Genomic DNA, 15,945 nt, shown 5'->3' with positions numbered 1-15,945 from the left:
TCTTCCGCTAACGGCTCGTCCTTCGCGGTTGCGATAGGTCTTCCCCTGTTAGTCTTCACAATATTCTTGTCAGCTTCGACTGGGAAATCGCCGGGCTTGATCTCAGGCTTTTTCATCGCGGGCTCCTCGGATCGGCTATTTTACCTCGCCCGTCGTTGGGGTTGTTTCCGGAGTTTGCACCCCCCCTGGCTTCGGGATCACCGTGTCCTTCATATTTGTCTTCGGCATATTGGGCAGAACCTCGACCCGGTTCTCTGGTTTAAGCGCTGCACAATCCATACCGTAGATCAGTTCGCCCCTAGCTGATTGGCCGATGGGACGACATTCCTTGAGTGCCTCGGGATCGACGCCCTTGTCGTCGGCGAAAGCTGGCAGCGTTAGTAGCGAGAGCGCAGCTACAATTCTCCACATGGCTTTCCCTCCAAATTTGTTGTGAACGGTAACCGGCACCGCGACCGCAGGTTCCTCCGAGGGACTATCTGCGAAGGGAAATGGGGTTTTCCCAGGATGAAAAATCGAAGCAGAAGGCAAACAGCGACGCGCGTCGTGCTCCGGCTCATGGATCGGCGCGGTCTTAGGTCGCCGCTCGTTTGCGGTCGCGGCCTGCGATTAATCCTTCAGCCGCGCCCGGCGGCCAAACAGGACGCCGACTAGGACCGCGACGGTAAGCGCTTGCAAAGGAGCCTCGCGCGCCCAACGCCCTCGTGGGTCAAGCGGTCCACCCGGCGCCCGGCCGCCTTCGATCGTGTGGGCCACGGTCCGAGTGGTGTCCCTGGCGGTAAGGTGGCAACGTCTTCTCCGATGGTCTCATAATCGGGAGCATAATCGAAGGAACGCATAAAGTATCTCTCCGTTTAAGGGGCAGGAGAGGCCCAATGAACAGACGGATTGACGAAGCAGTAGCGGCGCGCGCCTATAAGCTTTGGGAGAAGGCCGGCAAACCGGAAGAACGGGATGAGGAGTTCTGGCATCTGGCCGAGCAGGAATTGCTCAACGAGGATAAAGGATCGCCGCTGCGGACCCCGGATACGTTGTGACCAACCTTTGCTGCGAGTGCGAGGGGATTGGCGGAGCGGATGGCGAGAACGCGCGGTAACGACCAACCCGGATTGGGCTATCACTTGAAGGTGCATTCCTTCCGCACAATCACGGCGATCCTGGCATGGGTGTTGATCGTAGCCGCCTTCTACGAGAAGCCGGAACTGCTAACTGGCGCACAGCGCATTCTCCAACGCGGCATTGAGGCGATCGGCGACGCCATTCCGCCCCCTTGGGGACCTCGCATCGAATTCGTCTTCCGGGAGATAGGTGGCCTGATCTGGCTCCAGATTACATTGGTTGTCCTCGTCCTACGGATCGGTCTTTCAACGATCGCCGGGCTTTGGCGGATGACCGCGCGCCGCGACCGGGTTCTGTATCGGTCCGAAGAGTAGCACGGCATCTGCATGTGGCGCGTAGACCATGACCATGACCACCACGATAGGATCGACCGATGGAACCAGCGACCCTGCCTGCTACCGCCTTCAAGTCGCCGGCGATCAGCCTTTCAGGCGTCGTCGACTACAATATGTACACCGCGTTTCGAACGCAGTTCGACAACGCAGCCGATAAAGACCTAGTTAGTCGTCATCGAATTGTCGACCTTAGGTGGCGATCCCGAGGTCGCCCGAATGATGGGTGAGGATGTGCGGTTCGCGAGCGAGACGGAGCCGCAACGGCGCTTCGTATTCCTCGGTAAGGCTGTGATTTATTCGGCCGGCGTTACGTTCATGAGCTTCTTCGCACGGCCGAACCGATACCTCGCGCGCGGCACGCGACTGATGATCCATGAACGCAAGCTTTCGAAAAGCTTGGTGATCGATGGCCCATTGACGACGTGCATCGCGGTTGTAAGGGCGACGCTCAACGAAATCGAATGCTCGATCGCTATGCAGAACGAGGGCTTTCAAAATCTCATCCTGGGATCGAACGTGACGATCGACGAGGTCATGCAGAAGGCGCCGTCGAACTGGTATTTGGAGGCGCAGGAGGCGAAGACGTTGGGTCTGATCGAGACGGTTCTGTAACGCTCCGAAACGACGTGACAACGCTTACTCAACCTCAGACGGAGGGCTCGGTGGGGGTAGCCCGTAACGCTCGGCGCGAGCGGCGGCCAACTTCTCCGATACTCCTTCGCTTGCTGAGCGAACTGCGCCTTGAGCGCGGGATCGCTCTCCTCGGCGGGCAAGGCGTTCAAATTGCAAGGCGTGCTCAATATACTCTGTTAACAGCTTCATTGTTGCCAAGCGCCAACAGCTTGCCTCGTCACGCGCTCTACCTGTCGAAATGCCCATTCAGATGTGGCCGGTCGGGATTATTGCGCAAGGGCAGAACGCCAAACCCTGCTCAGCGGCTGCTCGTCGAGTGCGCTCAAGAGGTGGCGAGGCCGCTCGCAGATAAGCGAAACGCCTGGTCCAATCGATGAAGTTTCTTCTGCTTCTGGCCCTTAGACTAGCGGACCTACGCGCGTCGCAGATTGAGGTGCTCAACGACCCGAAGCGGAAGTTCGATTAGGCTACCGGTTGAGGTTCTTCATCATTCGGCCTAAGGTTCTACTTCGGGGGTGTGGCAGCCTCCCCGTGAAGTGGTGATCCCACGCAAGCGCTGTTCGCTTTCTTTATGGAGCGAACACATGGACGGATTACTCATCGAACTTCCGCTTTTTCTTCTCGCAACATTTGCCGGTGCGCTTGTCGCCGGGCTTTGCGTTTGGGCTCGTCGTCTCGTCGATCTGGCTCTACATGCTCACGCCCTTGCAGACAACGACGCTCGTCATCGCGTTCGGGCTGATCGTGCAGGGCTACTCGGTCTGGAAACTTCGCCATGCACTCTACTGGCTCAAGCTCCGGCCGTTCCTGCTCGGAGGCGCAATTGGCGTGCCGGTCGGGGTGACGATCCTAACTTGGTCCAATCCCGTTCCACGTACGTATAGGTATCGGCGCCTTCCTCGTCGCATACAGTCTTTACGCGTGGTTTCGCCCCACGATCGCCCCTGCGAAGGGCGCCGCTGCAGCCGACGCCGGCGTTGGTTTTCTCAACGGCGTGCTGGGCGGCATAACAGGATTGGCGGGAATCCTAGTCACCATCTGGTGCGGCCTGCGCGGTTGGCCGAAGGACGCGCAACGCACGGTCTTCCAGCCGGTCGCGGTGACGGTTTTCCTGATGACCGCTCTGTGGATCGGCGCGAAAGGGGCTGTCACGCGGGACACTTTCGAACTGTTTTTGATCGGGCTGCCTGCGCTGTTTGCAGGAACGTGGCTCGGCCTCAAGCTCTACGGTCGGATCAACGAGGCCACGTTCCGCAAAATCGTGCTGGCGCTACTGCTGGTTTCGGGCGCTGTACTGATCTTTTAGCCGCGCTGGGGGAAGGTTTCGACTTCTACCGTGACGTGGCTGAGATCGCGCAGGCCGCCCTCAGTAGATGGGCCGCGCGCCGGTTTCTTACGCGCCCAACCAATGAGGATGGTGGATACTCATCGGCTATCGCGCCAAGCGTCTAAATACAAGGACGACCTTCGTACTTCTTCAACGTCCGTCCTTGATACGCCAATGTCTTTGAGCAGCCGATCGTCTAATTCGAGAAGCTCGCTGTATTGACGGCGTCGCTCTAACCACAATGCTATTCCGGCCAACTGCGCGAGCGGAAATTGCCAGAACCATCTAGTATCCGGAAAAGCGGGTAAAGCTGCGTGGGACGTATCGGATGAAGCTCGCGCTATGTTGCTGCAAGACATGTTTCACCTCCGTAGTGGAGCGAAACAACGCTTGGCTCGAGAGCTTGTCGGGCGGTTGTCGAGGGCCCGAGCTTCGAGGGCTATCATATTCCCCTTCTGCTCACAAGCTGAGGCTGAGGACCGCTTGTGGCCCTTCTCGGACATGTCGCGATGTCCGACTTGAGTCCGTTGTTCGGACAACAGCGGACATCGCTCTTCAATCTGGTTCCGTGCGGCCGCTTCTGGCGCAAGGCGGCCGTTCACGCGCAACAGGGGGCTTGGAGGCGCTTGCTTTTGAAGGTACACGGGCGCGTTTTCAGGCGGGTCCTTGGAGCGACACCGGGACATATCTCGCCTCGCACCATCTTTCCCAACCCCCCTCGGTCCCGGACTCGGCGGGGGTATTATTGATGACCAAAAGGCGCCGGTGCGACAAACTGTCAAGATGACGAGGAACATTCGGCAGCTCGCGGCATTTTCCAGGATCGAACAAACTGGAGGCTACGAGATGAAATACGTGTTGGCTGTTGCCGCTGTTGTCGCCCTTGCCACCCCCGCTTTCGCTGATGAAGTTGGTGTCCATGTCGGACCCGTGGGTGCCGGCGTAACCACTGGCGAATCCCACGTCGATCGGGACCGCGACCGCGACCGCACCACCGTGATCAAGGAGCGCGAGCCCGCCGATCGCACGACCGTCATCAAGAGGGAGCATAACGAACCGCGCGAAAAGACTATCATCAAAGAGCGCGATTGATTTGCAGGGCCCCCGCATCGGCGGGGGCCTTTTCCATTCTATTAGCAGCGATGCCGCTCCGTACCGACTTGAGCAACGGGTCGGGCTGACGCCTGCGGGCGGGGCGACCCGGATAGCGCGCACCCGCTGAAGGGATAAGGTCACCGCGCATCTTACGGACGAACATCTCAACGATGGCGACTGCGACGTCTATCTGTGCGGTCCGCCGCCGATGGTCGAGGCGGTGCGGAGCTTCTTCGCGGCGAAGGGCATGAACCCGTCGCACTTCTTCTATGAGAAGTTCTCAGCAACGGAAGCAGTGGCGGCATGATCTTCTCCAACCGATTTGCCGGTAAGACGCTGGTCGTAACCGGCGCCGCGCAAGGCATTGGCCGGGCCGTGGCGCTGCGGGCTGCGGCCGAGGGCGGCAACGTCCTGTTTGTCGATCGCGCGGACTTCGTAGATGACGTCGCGGCGGAGGCGGGCGCCCGCGGGCGTAGCTTCGTTTGCGATCTCGAAACGTACGATGGGGCGGCTAGCGCCATGGCTGAGGCGCTAGGCCGTTTCGGCGGCATCGATATCCTCATCAACAATGTCGGCGGCGCGATCCGGATGCGGCCATATAACCGGTTCGAGCCTCAGCAAATTGATACAGAGATCCGACGTTCGCTGATGCCGACGCTTTGGTGCTGCCACGCGGTTCTTCCTCACTTCTTCCTCAAGAGCGGTGGGGGCACCATCGTCAACATCTCATCGAACGCCACCCGAGGTATTCACCGAGTGCCATATTCAGCGGCGAAGGGCGGCATCAATGCCGCCACCCAGAGCCTGGCGATGGAGTACGCCTCTCAGTCTCTCTCGACAGGCTCGTGTAATTTCCCGACGCGCGTCTACGAGAACGCACCGGACCTTGTCGAGTGGCTCGCATCCGAGATGCTCGCTTATGATGTAAAACCGGAGATCGAAGCGTTCGACCTCTCGATGATCTTCCAAGCTGTTGCGATGCAGAAACAGAGCAAAATCAAGGGGCCATTGCACGTCCAATTCGTGATGGGCGTAAAGAACGCGATGCCTGTCGATCGGGAAACGTTTGAGTTTTACATAAAGACGCTGAAACGGCTCGCGCCTGACGCAACATGGACTGGCGCCGGTATCGGGAAGGACCAGATTACGGTCAACGCATGGTCACTCGAGCTAGGCGGCCATTGTAGAACCGGGCTTGAGGATAATGTCCGATTAGATCGAGGGCGGCTTGCGCCTTCGAACGCCGCGCTTGTCGAACGTGTTGTCGAGCTTTGCGACCGATATGGGCGACATCCGGCGACCGTGCGAGAGGCGCGCACGCTGTTGAAACTCACAGTATAAGCTCGTCCGGCCGACGCGAACAGCGGCGGCCGGCTTGCTTGCATCAATGGGCGTGCGTGCCTCAGGGGTGAACGCGGATGATTGTCTTCCCCTTGCGTCGCTCGGTTGGATTCAGGGCGTCGACGGCCTCGTCGAGGGTCGACACCTTGCCGATGTTCGTCCGCAGTCGTCCGTCGCGGAAGCGCTGGGCGATCTCACTCAGTTGGGCACGATCGAACTCGACGACGAAGTCGACCGCGCGGCCATCGGCGGGCCGTATCTCGGCCGGCCCGACGACGGAGACCAGCGTTCCTCCGGCTCGAACCAAACCTGCGGACCGTTTCCCGATGTCGCCGCCGATGCCATCGAACACCAGATCTATTCCGCCAACATCTTTCAGGGCGTCGTTGTCGAGGTCGACGAACTCCTTCGCGCCGAAGTCGAGGGCCGTCTGACGGTCGGCGGCGCGTCCGGTGCCGATGACGTAGCCACCGGCATCTCGTGCGAGTTGCGTCACCATCGAACCGACTGCGCCGGCTGCGCCATGCACCAGGACGCTCTGCCCCGCCTGAAGGCGGCCGTGCAGGAACAGTCCCTGCCATGCGGTGAGGCCCGAGATCGGCAGACTCGCGCCCAGTGTGAAGTCGACATCACCCGGGAGCGGCGCGAGGTCGCGCGCCTCCATGGCGACATACTCCGCCAAGGTCCCGTCGCGATACCAGTCGGTGAGGCCGAACACGCGCTGTCCCACTGACAGCCCCGTCGTGCCGTAGCCGAGAGCGGTGACCACTCCGGCCAGCTCGTGGCCGGGGATCGACGGTGTTCGATCACGGTCGAGGCGATCGGTCCAGGTTGAGGGCCACTCTAGCTCGGTCGGGACGAATCCCGACGCGTGAACTTGAACGATGACGTCGTTTATCGCCGGCTGCGGCTCGGGCCGCTTTACCAGCTTCAACCCGGCCGTTCCCGCGGTCTGATCCGTTACAACGATCGCCTTCATGTGAATATCTCCTCGGTCATCTGTCTCTCTGTCGGATTTTGCCGGGCGCGCGGAAGCTCCGGAGATCCACAAAATGCCAGGCAGTGCTTAAGTAGAACTTCCGATAGATCGGGAGCGCTTCAGTCACTGGTGCTAGCTAACAGATGCGTTGCGTATGACCGCACAACAGTACCAAGATTGATGATTCTAGCTGTACCACGACGTTGGCCGCCTTCCCGTGGAACTCAATCTTGCAAAAAAGGGGGCCATTGAACCTCCTCAGATTGTTCTACGCATGGTGAAATTTCATGATGCGTCGAGGATATCTCGATGGTTGCCGCCATGTTCGGCGCGCAATCCGCGCGCATGTTTCGGATCTGGTTGGCCATTCCACAGCCTGAGGCGGGAATGACCCGGCATTGGATTGAAGAAACCCTCCAATTAAGGATCCAAGGAGATCTTTGACGGTGCGAGTGGTCGCCACAGCCACGTCTCGCCGGCAACAAGGGATGATGTGCGAGCGGCGGAATAGGCAACGTGAATGCGCGCTTTTTGGAAAGCGTTATGGGCTTGCCGCTGTCGCCACTTGAACTTACGTTGTTTCAAACCTAGCGAGATGACCGCCCCCTTGACGGCCTTGCCGACCCGGCGATCAGCCAGCTGAAAGCCGGCTAGGTAGATCACACCGAGCGTGAATACAGATTTTGATTCCGCCATTCTGGAGTTCGCTCAAGGCAGACGTTGGTGTGGAACTCCTGGACTTAGCGCTCTAGGTGGGCTGCCCATTTGGAAACTAGCATTTGGAAAGGCGCCGCGTTGCCGGCCGCCAGCACCTAGTCTCAGGCCGCATCCAACGATCTCAGATCTCCCGCAAGTCCCGTTCTCGCCTAGGACGCCGCAACGAATTCGCAACGAATTGAGTGAAACGACCGTGAAAAGAACGCGACCAATGCGGTCCCCACATCAAGAAAGATCAATAACCTAGAAGATGCTCACTGCGTTCGGGACGCAGGGAACCGAATGTTGGAATAGGCGGTTGCGCTACAGCCTTTTAGATTCCGAGGTGCGCTGCACCGACCGCGGCGCCGAGCACCTAAGCTATCCGGCCTATGCGTGCATTCAGGCGCATATTCTGTCTTGATCCTCACCCAGATCGCCTCGCTTCATCCGTTGCCCGCCGGTTACACATCGGCTTGCGCAGCGTCCGAGCCAATCTCGCAAGGCGGCGTCCTTTGTAAGCATTTTACCGATAGCGGAGAACACAGCGGTGCTGATCGCTTGTTGCTGGCTGCGCAGGTGGTCCTCAAGCAGTTTGTGGCGGGTAACGTAGCCGGCATTCACGCCTGGGATTGAATGGTTCATCAGCAGCTTTGCGTCGAATTCCGAAACTCCAGCAGCTGTTGCAATGGTCCGGAATGTTTGACGAAGATCGTTACCCCACTTCGAAAGGGTATCGCGATCCTCTTTTGTTTCAGCAAGATGGCCTGACTCACTGTCGCCGGGAAAGATCCATTTCCGCTACTGCAACGGATACATCTGCCTACCGAAGCGTATTGCCCGAATGAGACACAGTATCATTTCTCGGGAGAGTGGGATGTCGAAAGCCCGCTTCCTGCCGCCCTTTGGCTTTTCGATAAACAGAGTTCGGCGGCGAAAGTCGACGTGACTCGGCTTTACCTGCTGTAATGCGGTAGTCCGAGATCCACAGAGCAGCGTGAGCAGATGAAATTCGCGGCGGACCGGATTTTCGAGGGCAGCCAACTCCAGGAACCATTCGGTCAAGTCGCTCGCGCCCATGCCGGTATCTCGGCGCTTCTCCTCATTCCAGTCGACGGCGTCTGCTGGGTTGTCGCGTGGCAGCAATCTGTTGGTCTTGCGAGCATGATTGTAGATTGCGCGCAGCGTTCGCAAGCAGCCATTTGCGATATAGGGACCGTTCTCTTTCGTAATGTCGTCGTGCTTCATGGCAACGCGAGCAGGATCCAACGCGAGTTCGCCTAGTGAAGTATCAAGCCATTCCGCAAAGAGGCGTTCTACGTGATCGCGATAACCGCTTATGGTCTTTTCACTGCGACCCTTTCGGATCAAGTGGGCTTCCCGATATCGCTGCCATGCTTGCCTAAGGGTGATTGTCGAAACCTCGATTTTCGCCTCGTTCCCAGCGTGGCCGGAGCCTGTGTCTCCATCTTGCTTCGCCGTCTTCGGATGCTGTCCTCTGCTGATCTGAGCCAGATATTCCTTCGCGATCGCGCGCGCTGCTCGGGTCGTCAACTCGCGCGTGTCGCCGATAGATACTCTGATCGAAGACGCCCGCTTTCCTCCCTGCCGGAGATCGCCTTGGACGGTGAAGGTTCTTTTCCTCTTCCCAACGACGACGAAGAATCCCTTCAATTCAGTGTCGCGGGCAAGATACCAGCCGTCCTTCGGGGTGGGTAACTGAGCGATGCTCTTATCGCTCAGGGGCATGCGAATGTCGTTCATTGGGGGAAGCCAGTCGACTAAAACGGTTTTGAAACGGTGTTGGCGAACCGGGGTGTTTGGAGGTGTGGGTTCGATGTACTGCGAAGCTATGCGACAAAGCCCTGTAAAACAAAGGACTTCTGAAGGTTCGTCGTAGCGTAGAGCAGATTTAGAAATCGCAGCGAAGCGCGGATTTTGAACTCTTAATCAGCGGGTCCCAGGTTCGAGCCCTGGTGCGCCCACCAAGCTTTCATAGCTTAGGTTCGCCCTCGTAACGGTCATTCCGACCAGCGGTCGTGTCTATTCCGGCAACGCCCGCGCGCGTTTGCTCCGCTTCCCAGTCCGATCTCAATTTGCGTGCGTCTGCGTTTCGCATGAGCCTGCCATTGTCGCGCCGACCGATTGCGGCCGGCGGCACCTCATTCCGCGATAGCTCCTGCATCATGCGTCGGAGCATGCCCGCTATTGCGGGGACTTTCGCAGACGTTCTGCTCGATCACTGTTCGGCGTCGGCGCAGCTTGAAGAAAGTTCGTCACGCCGGGCTCGTGGTCACCGCTCCGACGAAGCCGGCCGCGAGCGGGTGGAGCGATGTGTAAGGCGCTGGGCGAGGGGCAGGCGCGCGCCGAAGGACGGTTGACAGCGAGGCCCGCCCATCTTAATCAGCCAATCAACTAATTAATCATTTAATTAAGGCAGAAACCCTAGGGAAAGAATCCGCCTGATGCTGGCCGGCCAAAGATATCCGAAGCTGCTTGCCCCGTTCGGTGGCGGCTTCGCTCGGCTGGAACACCACGCGCTCACGGATTCCATGCAGACCGGCCTCGAACGGGCCGAGGCGGCCTTGTCTGGCAGGCGGCATTCCTTGCTGAGCCTGCGGCGGCACGGTGTCGGCACAATCGACGCGGGCGCCATTCCGCCGAATGACACCGGCGACCGCGCCAAACCGTCGATCCCGGAACAAGCTGACCAGCACCCCTGCGATCACCGACGCGGGCGTACCCCGATCCTTGCCGTCAAATCCTGCATGCGTGTCCGCTCGCGCGTGGGCCGCGCCACGTTGCGCGCCCGACGGCGACGTCGCGGATCGGCGCCTTCTGCTCGAATCAGCGTGGGCTTTGTTCACCCGTACGAAAATGAGGATTGAGGCGTAAACGATGGGACGTCGATCTGAAGTACTGATGGCGCAAGAGACGGCCGGCACGGACAATCGACGCGTGATACAGGTGGTATCGCGCGCATTCGACATCGTGCGTTGCTTCGAGGGTCGAAGCATGCGCCTCGGCAATCGCGAGATCGCCGATCGCTGCGGGCTTCCGCGATCGACGGTCTCTCGTCTCACATTGACCCTCACCCAGATCGGTCAATTGATCTATCTGCCGCACGAGCAGAAATATGCTCTGGCTCCCGACGCCAACACGGCCGGCGCCCCGTTGCTCGCGGAGGGTTGCGACAGGCCGGCCTGTGCCGAAGAGCGAGTACTCCCGGACGCGCAAGCATCGATGCCGCGGGGGACGAGCTCGCGCTTCGAGTACTTCGAAGACCAGCGCAACTCGGTTGCCGGGCCGCTTGCGGCGACGCCACCTTACCGCTGACGCTTCGGCCTGTTCCGAGGCGGAATGACCGGGACCATCGCCACGAGCCCACAGTCACGAAACATCTGAAACGAAGGGGAAACGCATGTCTGAAGCATATATCATCGACGCTGTTCGCACGCCGCGGGGCATCGGCAAGCCGGGCAAGGGTGCGCTGTCGCACCTGCACCCGCAGCAACTGGCAGCAACGGTGCTCGGCGCGCTCAAGCAGCGCAACAAGCTCGATACGTCGACCGTCGACGACATCATCTGGTCGACGTCGACCCAGGAAGGCAAGCAGGGCGGCGATCTCGGACGGATGTCGGCGCTCGCGGCCGGATACGACATCAACGCCAGCGGCACGACGCTGGATCGTTTCTGCGGCGGCGGCATCACGTCGGTGAACCTTGCGGCGGCGTCGGTGATGTCGGGAATGGAGGATTGCGTCATCGCCGGTGGCACCGAGATGATGAGCTATCAACAGACCCTCGCAGCCGAGCGCTCCAAGGCCGGACAGCCGGCGCGGATGATGGGTTCGGGCAATCCGGCGCTTGACGAAATTCACCCGCAGTCTCACCAGGGCGTGTGCGGCGACGCGATCGCCACGCGTGAGGGGATCAGCCGGGAGGCCTGCGATGCCCTTGCCCTGGTCAGCCAGCAGCGCGCCAAGCGGGCGATTGATGAAGGCCGCTTCGCCAAGTCGGTCATCCCCGTGCTCAACGACGACGGCAGCGTCGCCCTCAATCGCGAAGAATTCCCGCGCCCCGAGACCACTGCCGAAGGACTGGCATCGCTGAAGCCGAGCTTCGAGCAGCTTGCCGATTTCGATCTCGGCAACGGGGTGACATTCAAGAAGCAGATCCAGCGCCGCTATCCGGACCTCGACTGGAAGGGCGTGCATCATGCCGGCAACAGCTCCGGCGTGGTGGACGGCGCCGCCGCGGTGCTGATCACCTCGAAGGAATATGCCGAGAAGCACGGCCTCAAGCCGCGCGGCCGCATCGTGGCCTATGCCAACCAGGGAGACGACCCGACGCTGATGCTCAACGCGCCGGTTCCGGCGGCCAAGAAGGTTCTCGCCAAGGCCGGCCTGAGCAAGGACGACATCGACGTCTGGGAGATCAACGAGGCCTTCGCGGTCGTCGCCGAGAAATTCATCCGCGACCTCAAGCTGGATCGCGAGAAGGTCAACATCAACGGCGGCTCGATCGCGCTCGGCCACCCGATCGGCGCGACCGGATCGATCCTGATCTGTACGGCGCTCGACGAACTCGAGCGCAGCGGCGGACGTTACGGTCTCGTCACCATGTGTGCCGCCGGCGGCATGGCGCCGGCCATCATCATCGAACGCATCTGAGCTCGAAAGGAACCTGCAATGAAACTCGATTCATCGGTCGCCGCCGTCGTCACCGGCGGCGCTTCCGGCCTCGGCGCAGCTACCTCGCGGGCGCTCGCCGCGAAAGGCGTGAAAGTCGCGATCTTCGACTTCAACGAGGAGAAGGGTGAAGCCATCGCCAGGGAAATCGGCGGCGTGTTCTGCAAGGTCGATGTCACCTCCGACGGGCAGGTCGATGCGGGCTTCGCCAAGGCCCGCGCGGCGCACGGCCAGGAGCGCATCCTGGTGAACTGTGCAGGCACCGGCAACGCGGTGAAGACCGCCGGCCGGGACAAGAAGACCGGCGAACCTACTCACTTCCCGATCGACGCCTTCAACCGCATCATCCAGATCAACCTCGTCGGCACCTTCCGCTGCATCGCCAAGTCGGCGCAGGGCATGCTGTCGCTGACGCCGCTGGAGCACGGCGAGCGCGGCGCGGTCGTCAATACGGCGTCCGTCGCGGCCGAGGACGGCCAGATGGGGCAGGCCGCCTATTCGGCCTCGAAGGCCGGCGTCGTCGGCATGACCCTGCCGATCGCGCGCGACCTGATGGCCGAGGGCATCCGCGTCAACACCATCCTGCCGGGCATCTTCAACACGCCGCTGCTGCAGGGCGCTCCGGAGAACGTGAAGGCCGCGCTCAGCGCGTCGGTGCCGTTCCCGAAGCGTCTCGGCATGCCGGAGGAATATGCGCAGCTGGCGCTGACCATGATCACCAACGGCTACTTCAACGGTGAAGACGTTCGCCTCGATGGTGCCATCCGCATGGCCCCGCGCTAGGTGACTACAGGAGACGAAAGCGATGTCCGAAGAAACGCCGGTCCTCACTGAAGTCCGCGGACCGATACTGATCATCACCCTGAACCGGCCGGAAGCCAAGAACGCGGCCAATCTCGCCCTCTCCAAGGGCGTGGCTGCGGCGATCGACCGGCTCGACGCCGACGATGCCCTTGGCGTCGGCATCATCACCGGCGCCGGCGGCACGTTCTGCTCGGGCATGGACCTCAAGGGGTTCCTGAAGGGCGAGCGGCCGTCGATCCCCGGCCGTGGCTTTGCCGGCCTCACCGAGGCGCCGCCGAAGAAGCCGCTGATTGCGGCCGTCGACGGCTATGCGCTCGCCGGCGGGATGGAGATCGCGCTGTCGTGCGACATGATCGTCGCGAACGGCAACGCCAAGTTCGGGATCCCTGAGGTGAAGCGCGGGCTGGCCGCTGCGGCCGGCGGGCTGATCCGCATGCCGCGCCAGATGCCCATTCGCGTGGCGATGGAGTTCGCACTGACCGGCGAGTTCTTCGGCGCCGAGCGCGCCTACGAACTCGGCATCATCAACCGCGTGACCGATGGCCCCGCGCTCGACGCCGCGCTTGAGCTTGCGGCAGCGATCGGCGCCAACGGCCCGCTCGCGGTCAAGGCATCCAAGCAGGTGATCGTCGAATCCCGGCTCTGGCCGGAAGACCAGATGTGGAAGAGGCAACAGGAGATCGTCGGTCCTGTCTTCGTATCCGAGGATGCCCGCGAGGGCGCGGCGGCCTTTGCAGAAAAGCGCGCGCCGAACTGGAAGGGCAAGTAAGCCATCGACTGTTTCGGTAACGGAGCGCCGGTTTTGATTGAATCAGAACCGGCGCTCCGAATTTTTACGCCGGCCGGTGTCCACGTCGCTTCTTCACGCGAACCGGTGCCCACTTCGCTCGAAAACGCTCTATTGGGGGAATGATGCGCAGCTTTACCGAAGATCAGGTCATTTTCCGCGACTCCTACCGGAAGTTCCTCGCCGGCGAGATCGCGCCCCATATGGAGGAGTGGCGAGAGGCCGGCATCGTCGACCGCAACGCGTTCAAGAAGGCCGGCGACCTCGGCTTCCTGATGATCTGGCCTGAGGAAAAATACGGCGGCATGGGCGACGCTGACTTCCGCTATGAGCAGATCATCATCGAGGAGACCGCGCGCTCCGGCTGCAAGGGCTGGTACAACACGCTGCACAGCCGCCTGGTTGGCTCTTATTTCAAGCGCTTCGGCACCGAGGAGCAGCGTGATCGATTCCTGCCCAAATGCGTCAGCGGCGAGACGATCCTGGCGATCGCGATGACCGAGCCCGGCGCGGGCTCAGACCTCGCGGGCATGCGCACGATGGCGGAGGACAAGGGCGATCATTTTCTGCTCAACGGCTCGAAGACCTATATTTCCAACGGCATCAATTCCGACGTGGTGATCGTGGCCGCCAGGCTCGCCGGTGCCGAGAAGAAGCATGCCATGGTGCTGCTGATCGTCGAGCGCGGCATGGAAGGCTTCGAGCGCGGCCGCAATCTCAAGAAGATGGGCATGCCGGCGCAGGACACCGCCGAACTTTTCTTCCACAATGTGAAGGTGCCCAAGGCCAACGTGCTGGGAGAACCGGGCAGGGGCTTCTACTATCTCATGGAAGGCCTTGCGGAGGAGCGGCTAATCTCCGCGGTCGGATCGATCGCCAATGGCCGCAAGGCGTTCGACATCACGCGTGCCTACGTGATGGAACGCAAGCTGTTCGGAAGGCCTCTCGCCGAACAACAGAATACCCAGTTCCGCATGGCGGAGATGGATGCGGAAATCGATCTGGTGCAGGTCTATGTCGATCACTGCGTGGCCGAGCACAATGCCGGACGCCTGACCAGCAATATGGGCGCCAAGGCCAAGATGATGTCGTCGGAAGTCGAGTGGAAGATGCTCGACCTCGGCGTGCAGCTGCATGGCGGTGCAGGATACATGGATGAATATCCGATCAGCCGCATGTTCACCGACGCGCGCGTCAATCGGATCCTGGCGGGAAGCTCCGAAGTGATGCGGCTCATCATCGGCCGTGATGTCTTCTCGGAGCATTACAAGAGCATTCTGGATTAGCCGATCGCCGCCGCGATCAGCTATCTGCCTCGCTCCGCGTCAGCCGCGCGCCTGGCGCAGCGGCTCGCGCACGTGCTCCTTCGAGCGCAGCAGCGCATCGACGAAGATCGGCTCCCAGGAGCGGATGTGGCTGCGCAGCAGGGTCGGTAGCGCCTCGGTCTCGCCGGCGAGCGCGAGTTCGATCAGCCGGTAATGCTCGGGCACCGACGCCAGCTGCCGCTCGTGGCCCGCGCGGGAGCTGATGCCGTAGAGCCGCATCTTGTCGCGTAGGCCCATCACCATGTCGGTCAAGAGCTCGTTGCCGGCTGCTGCGATGAACTCACGATGATAGTTGCGGTCGGCTTCCAGATAGAGCTGGACGTCGTCGTTCTCGACGGCCCTGGCGATCTGGTCAGCCCAGCCGCGCACCGCCGGAAGATCCCGCGGGGGATTGGCGGCGACCAGCACGGCGGCGTGCAACTCCAGCACCTCGCGCATGTCGAACAGATTGCGCAGCTCGGTCAGCGTCGGCTCCACCACCTTGAAGCCGCGGTTGCGCATCGGCTCGACCAGGCCGCCGCGGCTGAGCTCGAGCAGCGCCTCGCGCACCGGCGTCGAGGAGACGCCGAGGCTCGCGGCGAGGCTAGGCACCGAATACATCGTGCCCGGGAGGCTCTGCCCTGAAATGATCTCGGCGCGCACCCGCTGCAGCACCTGTTCGCGCAAATTCTGGTCCATGGGTGGTCGTGGTCGCCTCTCGCTCCGAGCTCCGATTCGTCTCTGATTATTACTTAGCCTTGACGAGGGCGGTAGCGTATGACGTAAATGTGTAACGCGTTACTAAGATGCGTCACTAGGGGTGACTGATCGTGAG

The 15,945-nt window shown here is 61.0% G+C and carries 16 protein-coding genes and 3 pseudogenes; 13 read left to right on the top strand and 6 right to left on the bottom strand.

Going from position 1 to position 15,945, the window contains the following annotated elements; all coding sequences use genetic code 11:
- Positions 1–135: 135 nt before the first annotated feature.
- Complete coding sequence (locus tag K359_RS0115125) at positions 136–411, bottom strand: hypothetical protein (protein WP_029080102.1); 276 nt, start codon at positions 409–411, stop codon at positions 136–138.
- Between the two features lie 464 nt (positions 412–875).
- On the opposite strand from K359_RS0115125, the gene K359_RS58835 reads away from it, so the two are divergent.
- From K359_RS58835 to K359_RS64385, 4 genes are all read left to right on the top strand, one after another.
- Positions 876–1,037 carry a DUF2934 domain-containing protein gene (locus K359_RS58835; protein ID WP_084518397.1) on the top strand — a complete coding sequence of 54 codons (162 nt, stop codon included), beginning with the start codon at positions 876–878 and terminating at the stop codon, positions 1,035–1,037.
- Between the two features lie 84 nt (positions 1,038–1,121).
- Positions 1,122–1,433 carry a hypothetical protein gene (locus K359_RS0115115; RefSeq protein WP_156928498.1) on the top strand — a complete coding sequence of 104 codons (312 nt, stop codon included), beginning with the start codon at positions 1,122–1,124 and terminating at the stop codon, positions 1,431–1,433.
- Positions 1,434–1,670: 237 nt separating this feature from the next.
- Positions 1,671–2,066, top strand: coding sequence for a hypothetical protein (locus K359_RS52020; protein WP_245284610.1), 396 nt, complete (start codon positions 1,671–1,673; stop codon positions 2,064–2,066).
- Positions 2,067–2,949: 883 nt separating this feature from the next.
- Positions 2,950–3,393, top strand: coding sequence for a TSUP family transporter (locus K359_RS64385; RefSeq protein WP_371261158.1), 444 nt, complete (start codon positions 2,950–2,952; stop codon positions 3,391–3,393).
- Between the two features lie 119 nt (positions 3,394–3,512).
- On the opposite strand, the gene K359_RS58825 is transcribed toward K359_RS64385, so the two are convergent.
- Positions 3,513–3,773 (bottom strand): DUF1127 domain-containing protein, encoded by a 261-nt coding sequence (locus tag K359_RS58825; RefSeq protein WP_084518396.1) that lies wholly within the window; start codon positions 3,771–3,773, stop codon positions 3,513–3,515.
- Between the two features lie 487 nt (positions 3,774–4,260).
- Here K359_RS58825 and K359_RS0115095 point away from each other — a divergent pair, with 487 nt between their 5' ends.
- The 3 genes and pseudogenes from K359_RS0115095 (at position 4,261) to K359_RS58815 (ending at position 5,850) form a co-directional block, all read left to right on the top strand.
- Positions 4,261–4,506 (top strand): hypothetical protein, encoded by a 246-nt coding sequence (locus K359_RS0115095; RefSeq protein ID WP_035976620.1) that lies wholly within the window; start codon positions 4,261–4,263, stop codon positions 4,504–4,506.
- A gap of 178 nt (positions 4,507–4,684) precedes the next feature.
- Positions 4,685–4,816, top strand: a pseudogene (locus K359_RS58820) (NADH oxidase); the annotation flags it as partial.
- Positions 4,813–5,850 carry an SDR family NAD(P)-dependent oxidoreductase gene (locus K359_RS58815; protein WP_084518395.1) on the top strand — a complete coding sequence of 346 codons (1,038 nt, stop codon included), beginning with the start codon at positions 4,813–4,815 and terminating at the stop codon, positions 5,848–5,850. The pseudogene K359_RS58820 and the gene K359_RS58815, both read left to right, overlap by 4 nt.
- A 61-nt stretch (positions 5,851–5,911) precedes the next feature.
- On the opposite strand, the gene K359_RS0115075 is transcribed toward K359_RS58815, so the two are convergent.
- The 3 genes and pseudogenes from K359_RS0115075 to K359_RS52000 form a co-directional block, all read right to left on the bottom strand.
- Positions 5,912–6,829, bottom strand: coding sequence for an NADP-dependent oxidoreductase (locus K359_RS0115075; protein WP_029080099.1), 918 nt, complete (start codon positions 6,827–6,829; stop codon positions 5,912–5,914).
- Between the two features lie 420 nt (positions 6,830–7,249).
- Positions 7,250–7,525 (bottom strand): hypothetical protein, encoded by a 276-nt coding sequence (locus tag K359_RS61245; RefSeq protein WP_156928497.1) that lies wholly within the window; start codon positions 7,523–7,525, stop codon positions 7,250–7,252.
- Positions 7,526–7,927: 402 nt separating this feature from the next.
- Positions 7,928–9,289: pseudogene (locus tag K359_RS52000) on the bottom strand (tyrosine-type recombinase/integrase).
- 701 nt (positions 9,290–9,990) lie between these two features.
- Between K359_RS52000 and K359_RS0115060 the strand changes: the two are divergent.
- The 6 genes and pseudogenes from K359_RS0115060 (at position 9,991) to K359_RS0115035 (ending at position 15,092) form a co-directional block, all read left to right on the top strand.
- Complete coding sequence (locus K359_RS0115060) at positions 9,991–10,413, top strand: hypothetical protein (protein WP_029080098.1); 423 nt, start codon at positions 9,991–9,993, stop codon at positions 10,411–10,413.
- A gap of 10 nt (positions 10,414–10,423) precedes the next feature.
- A pseudogene (locus tag K359_RS64380) lies at positions 10,424–10,681 on the top strand (helix-turn-helix domain-containing protein); the annotation flags it as partial.
- Between the two features lie 265 nt (positions 10,682–10,946).
- A complete protein-coding gene (locus K359_RS0115050) occupies positions 10,947–12,197 on the top strand; it encodes an acetyl-CoA C-acetyltransferase (RefSeq protein WP_029080096.1) in 1,251 nt (416 codons plus the stop codon).
- 18 nt (positions 12,198–12,215) lie between these two features.
- Positions 12,216–12,998 carry an SDR family NAD(P)-dependent oxidoreductase gene (locus tag K359_RS0115045; protein WP_029080095.1) on the top strand — a complete coding sequence of 261 codons (783 nt, stop codon included), beginning with the start codon at positions 12,216–12,218 and terminating at the stop codon, positions 12,996–12,998.
- 22 nt (positions 12,999–13,020) lie between these two features.
- Positions 13,021–13,788 (top strand): crotonase/enoyl-CoA hydratase family protein, encoded by a 768-nt coding sequence (locus K359_RS0115040; protein WP_029080094.1) that lies wholly within the window; start codon positions 13,021–13,023, stop codon positions 13,786–13,788.
- 143 nt (positions 13,789–13,931) lie between these two features.
- A complete protein-coding gene (locus K359_RS0115035; RefSeq protein ID WP_029080093.1) occupies positions 13,932–15,092 on the top strand; it encodes an acyl-CoA dehydrogenase family protein in 1,161 nt (386 codons plus the stop codon).
- 39 nt (positions 15,093–15,131) lie between these two features.
- Here K359_RS0115035 and K359_RS51995 read toward each other — a convergent pair whose 3' ends face one another.
- A complete protein-coding gene (locus K359_RS51995) occupies positions 15,132–15,809 on the bottom strand; it encodes a GntR family transcriptional regulator (RefSeq protein ID WP_035976586.1) in 678 nt (225 codons plus the stop codon).
- Positions 15,810–15,945: the final 136 nt, after the last annotated feature.

Source organism: Bradyrhizobium sp. th-b2 (genome assembly GCF_000426785.1).
Lineage (GTDB): Bacteria > Pseudomonadota > Alphaproteobacteria > Rhizobiales > Xanthobacteraceae > Bradyrhizobium > Bradyrhizobium septentrionale.
The sequence above is the reverse complement of the archived record's forward strand: the minus strand, read 5'-3'. Positions and strand labels throughout refer to the sequence as shown.

Bases quoted from the DNA above. Each gene is read 5' to 3' on its own strand.
- K359_RS0115125 (WP_029080102.1), bottom strand. From the start codon at position 411: ATGTGGAGAATTGTAGCTGCGCTCTCGCTACTAACGCTGCCAGCTTTC.
- K359_RS58835 (WP_084518397.1), top strand. From the start codon at position 876: ATGAACAGACGGATTGACGAAGCAGTAGCGGCGCGCGCCTATAAGCTT.
- K359_RS52020 (WP_245284610.1), top strand. From the start codon at position 1,671: ATGATGGGTGAGGATGTGCGGTTCGCGAGCGAGACGGAGCCGCAACGG.
- K359_RS58825 (WP_084518396.1), bottom strand. From the start codon at position 3,773: ATGTCTTGCAGCAACATAGCGCGAGCTTCATCCGATACGTCCCACGCA.
- K359_RS0115095 (WP_035976620.1), top strand. From the start codon at position 4,261: ATGAAATACGTGTTGGCTGTTGCCGCTGTTGTCGCCCTTGCCACCCCC.
- K359_RS58815 (WP_084518395.1), top strand. From the start codon at position 4,813: ATGATCTTCTCCAACCGATTTGCCGGTAAGACGCTGGTCGTAACCGGC.
- K359_RS0115075 (WP_029080099.1), bottom strand. From the start codon at position 6,829: ATGAAGGCGATCGTTGTAACGGATCAGACCGCGGGAACGGCCGGGTTG.
- K359_RS61245 (WP_156928497.1), bottom strand. From the start codon at position 7,525: ATGGCGGAATCAAAATCTGTATTCACGCTCGGTGTGATCTACCTAGCC.
- K359_RS0115060 (WP_029080098.1), top strand. From the start codon at position 9,991: ATGCTGGCCGGCCAAAGATATCCGAAGCTGCTTGCCCCGTTCGGTGGC.
- K359_RS0115050 (WP_029080096.1), top strand. From the start codon at position 10,947: ATGTCTGAAGCATATATCATCGACGCTGTTCGCACGCCGCGGGGCATC.
- K359_RS0115045 (WP_029080095.1), top strand. From the start codon at position 12,216: ATGAAACTCGATTCATCGGTCGCCGCCGTCGTCACCGGCGGCGCTTCC.
- K359_RS0115040 (WP_029080094.1), top strand. From the start codon at position 13,021: ATGTCCGAAGAAACGCCGGTCCTCACTGAAGTCCGCGGACCGATACTG.
- K359_RS0115035 (WP_029080093.1), top strand. From the start codon at position 13,932: ATGCGCAGCTTTACCGAAGATCAGGTCATTTTCCGCGACTCCTACCGG.
- K359_RS51995 (WP_035976586.1), bottom strand. From the start codon at position 15,809: ATGGACCAGAATTTGCGCGAACAGGTGCTGCAGCGGGTGCGCGCCGAG.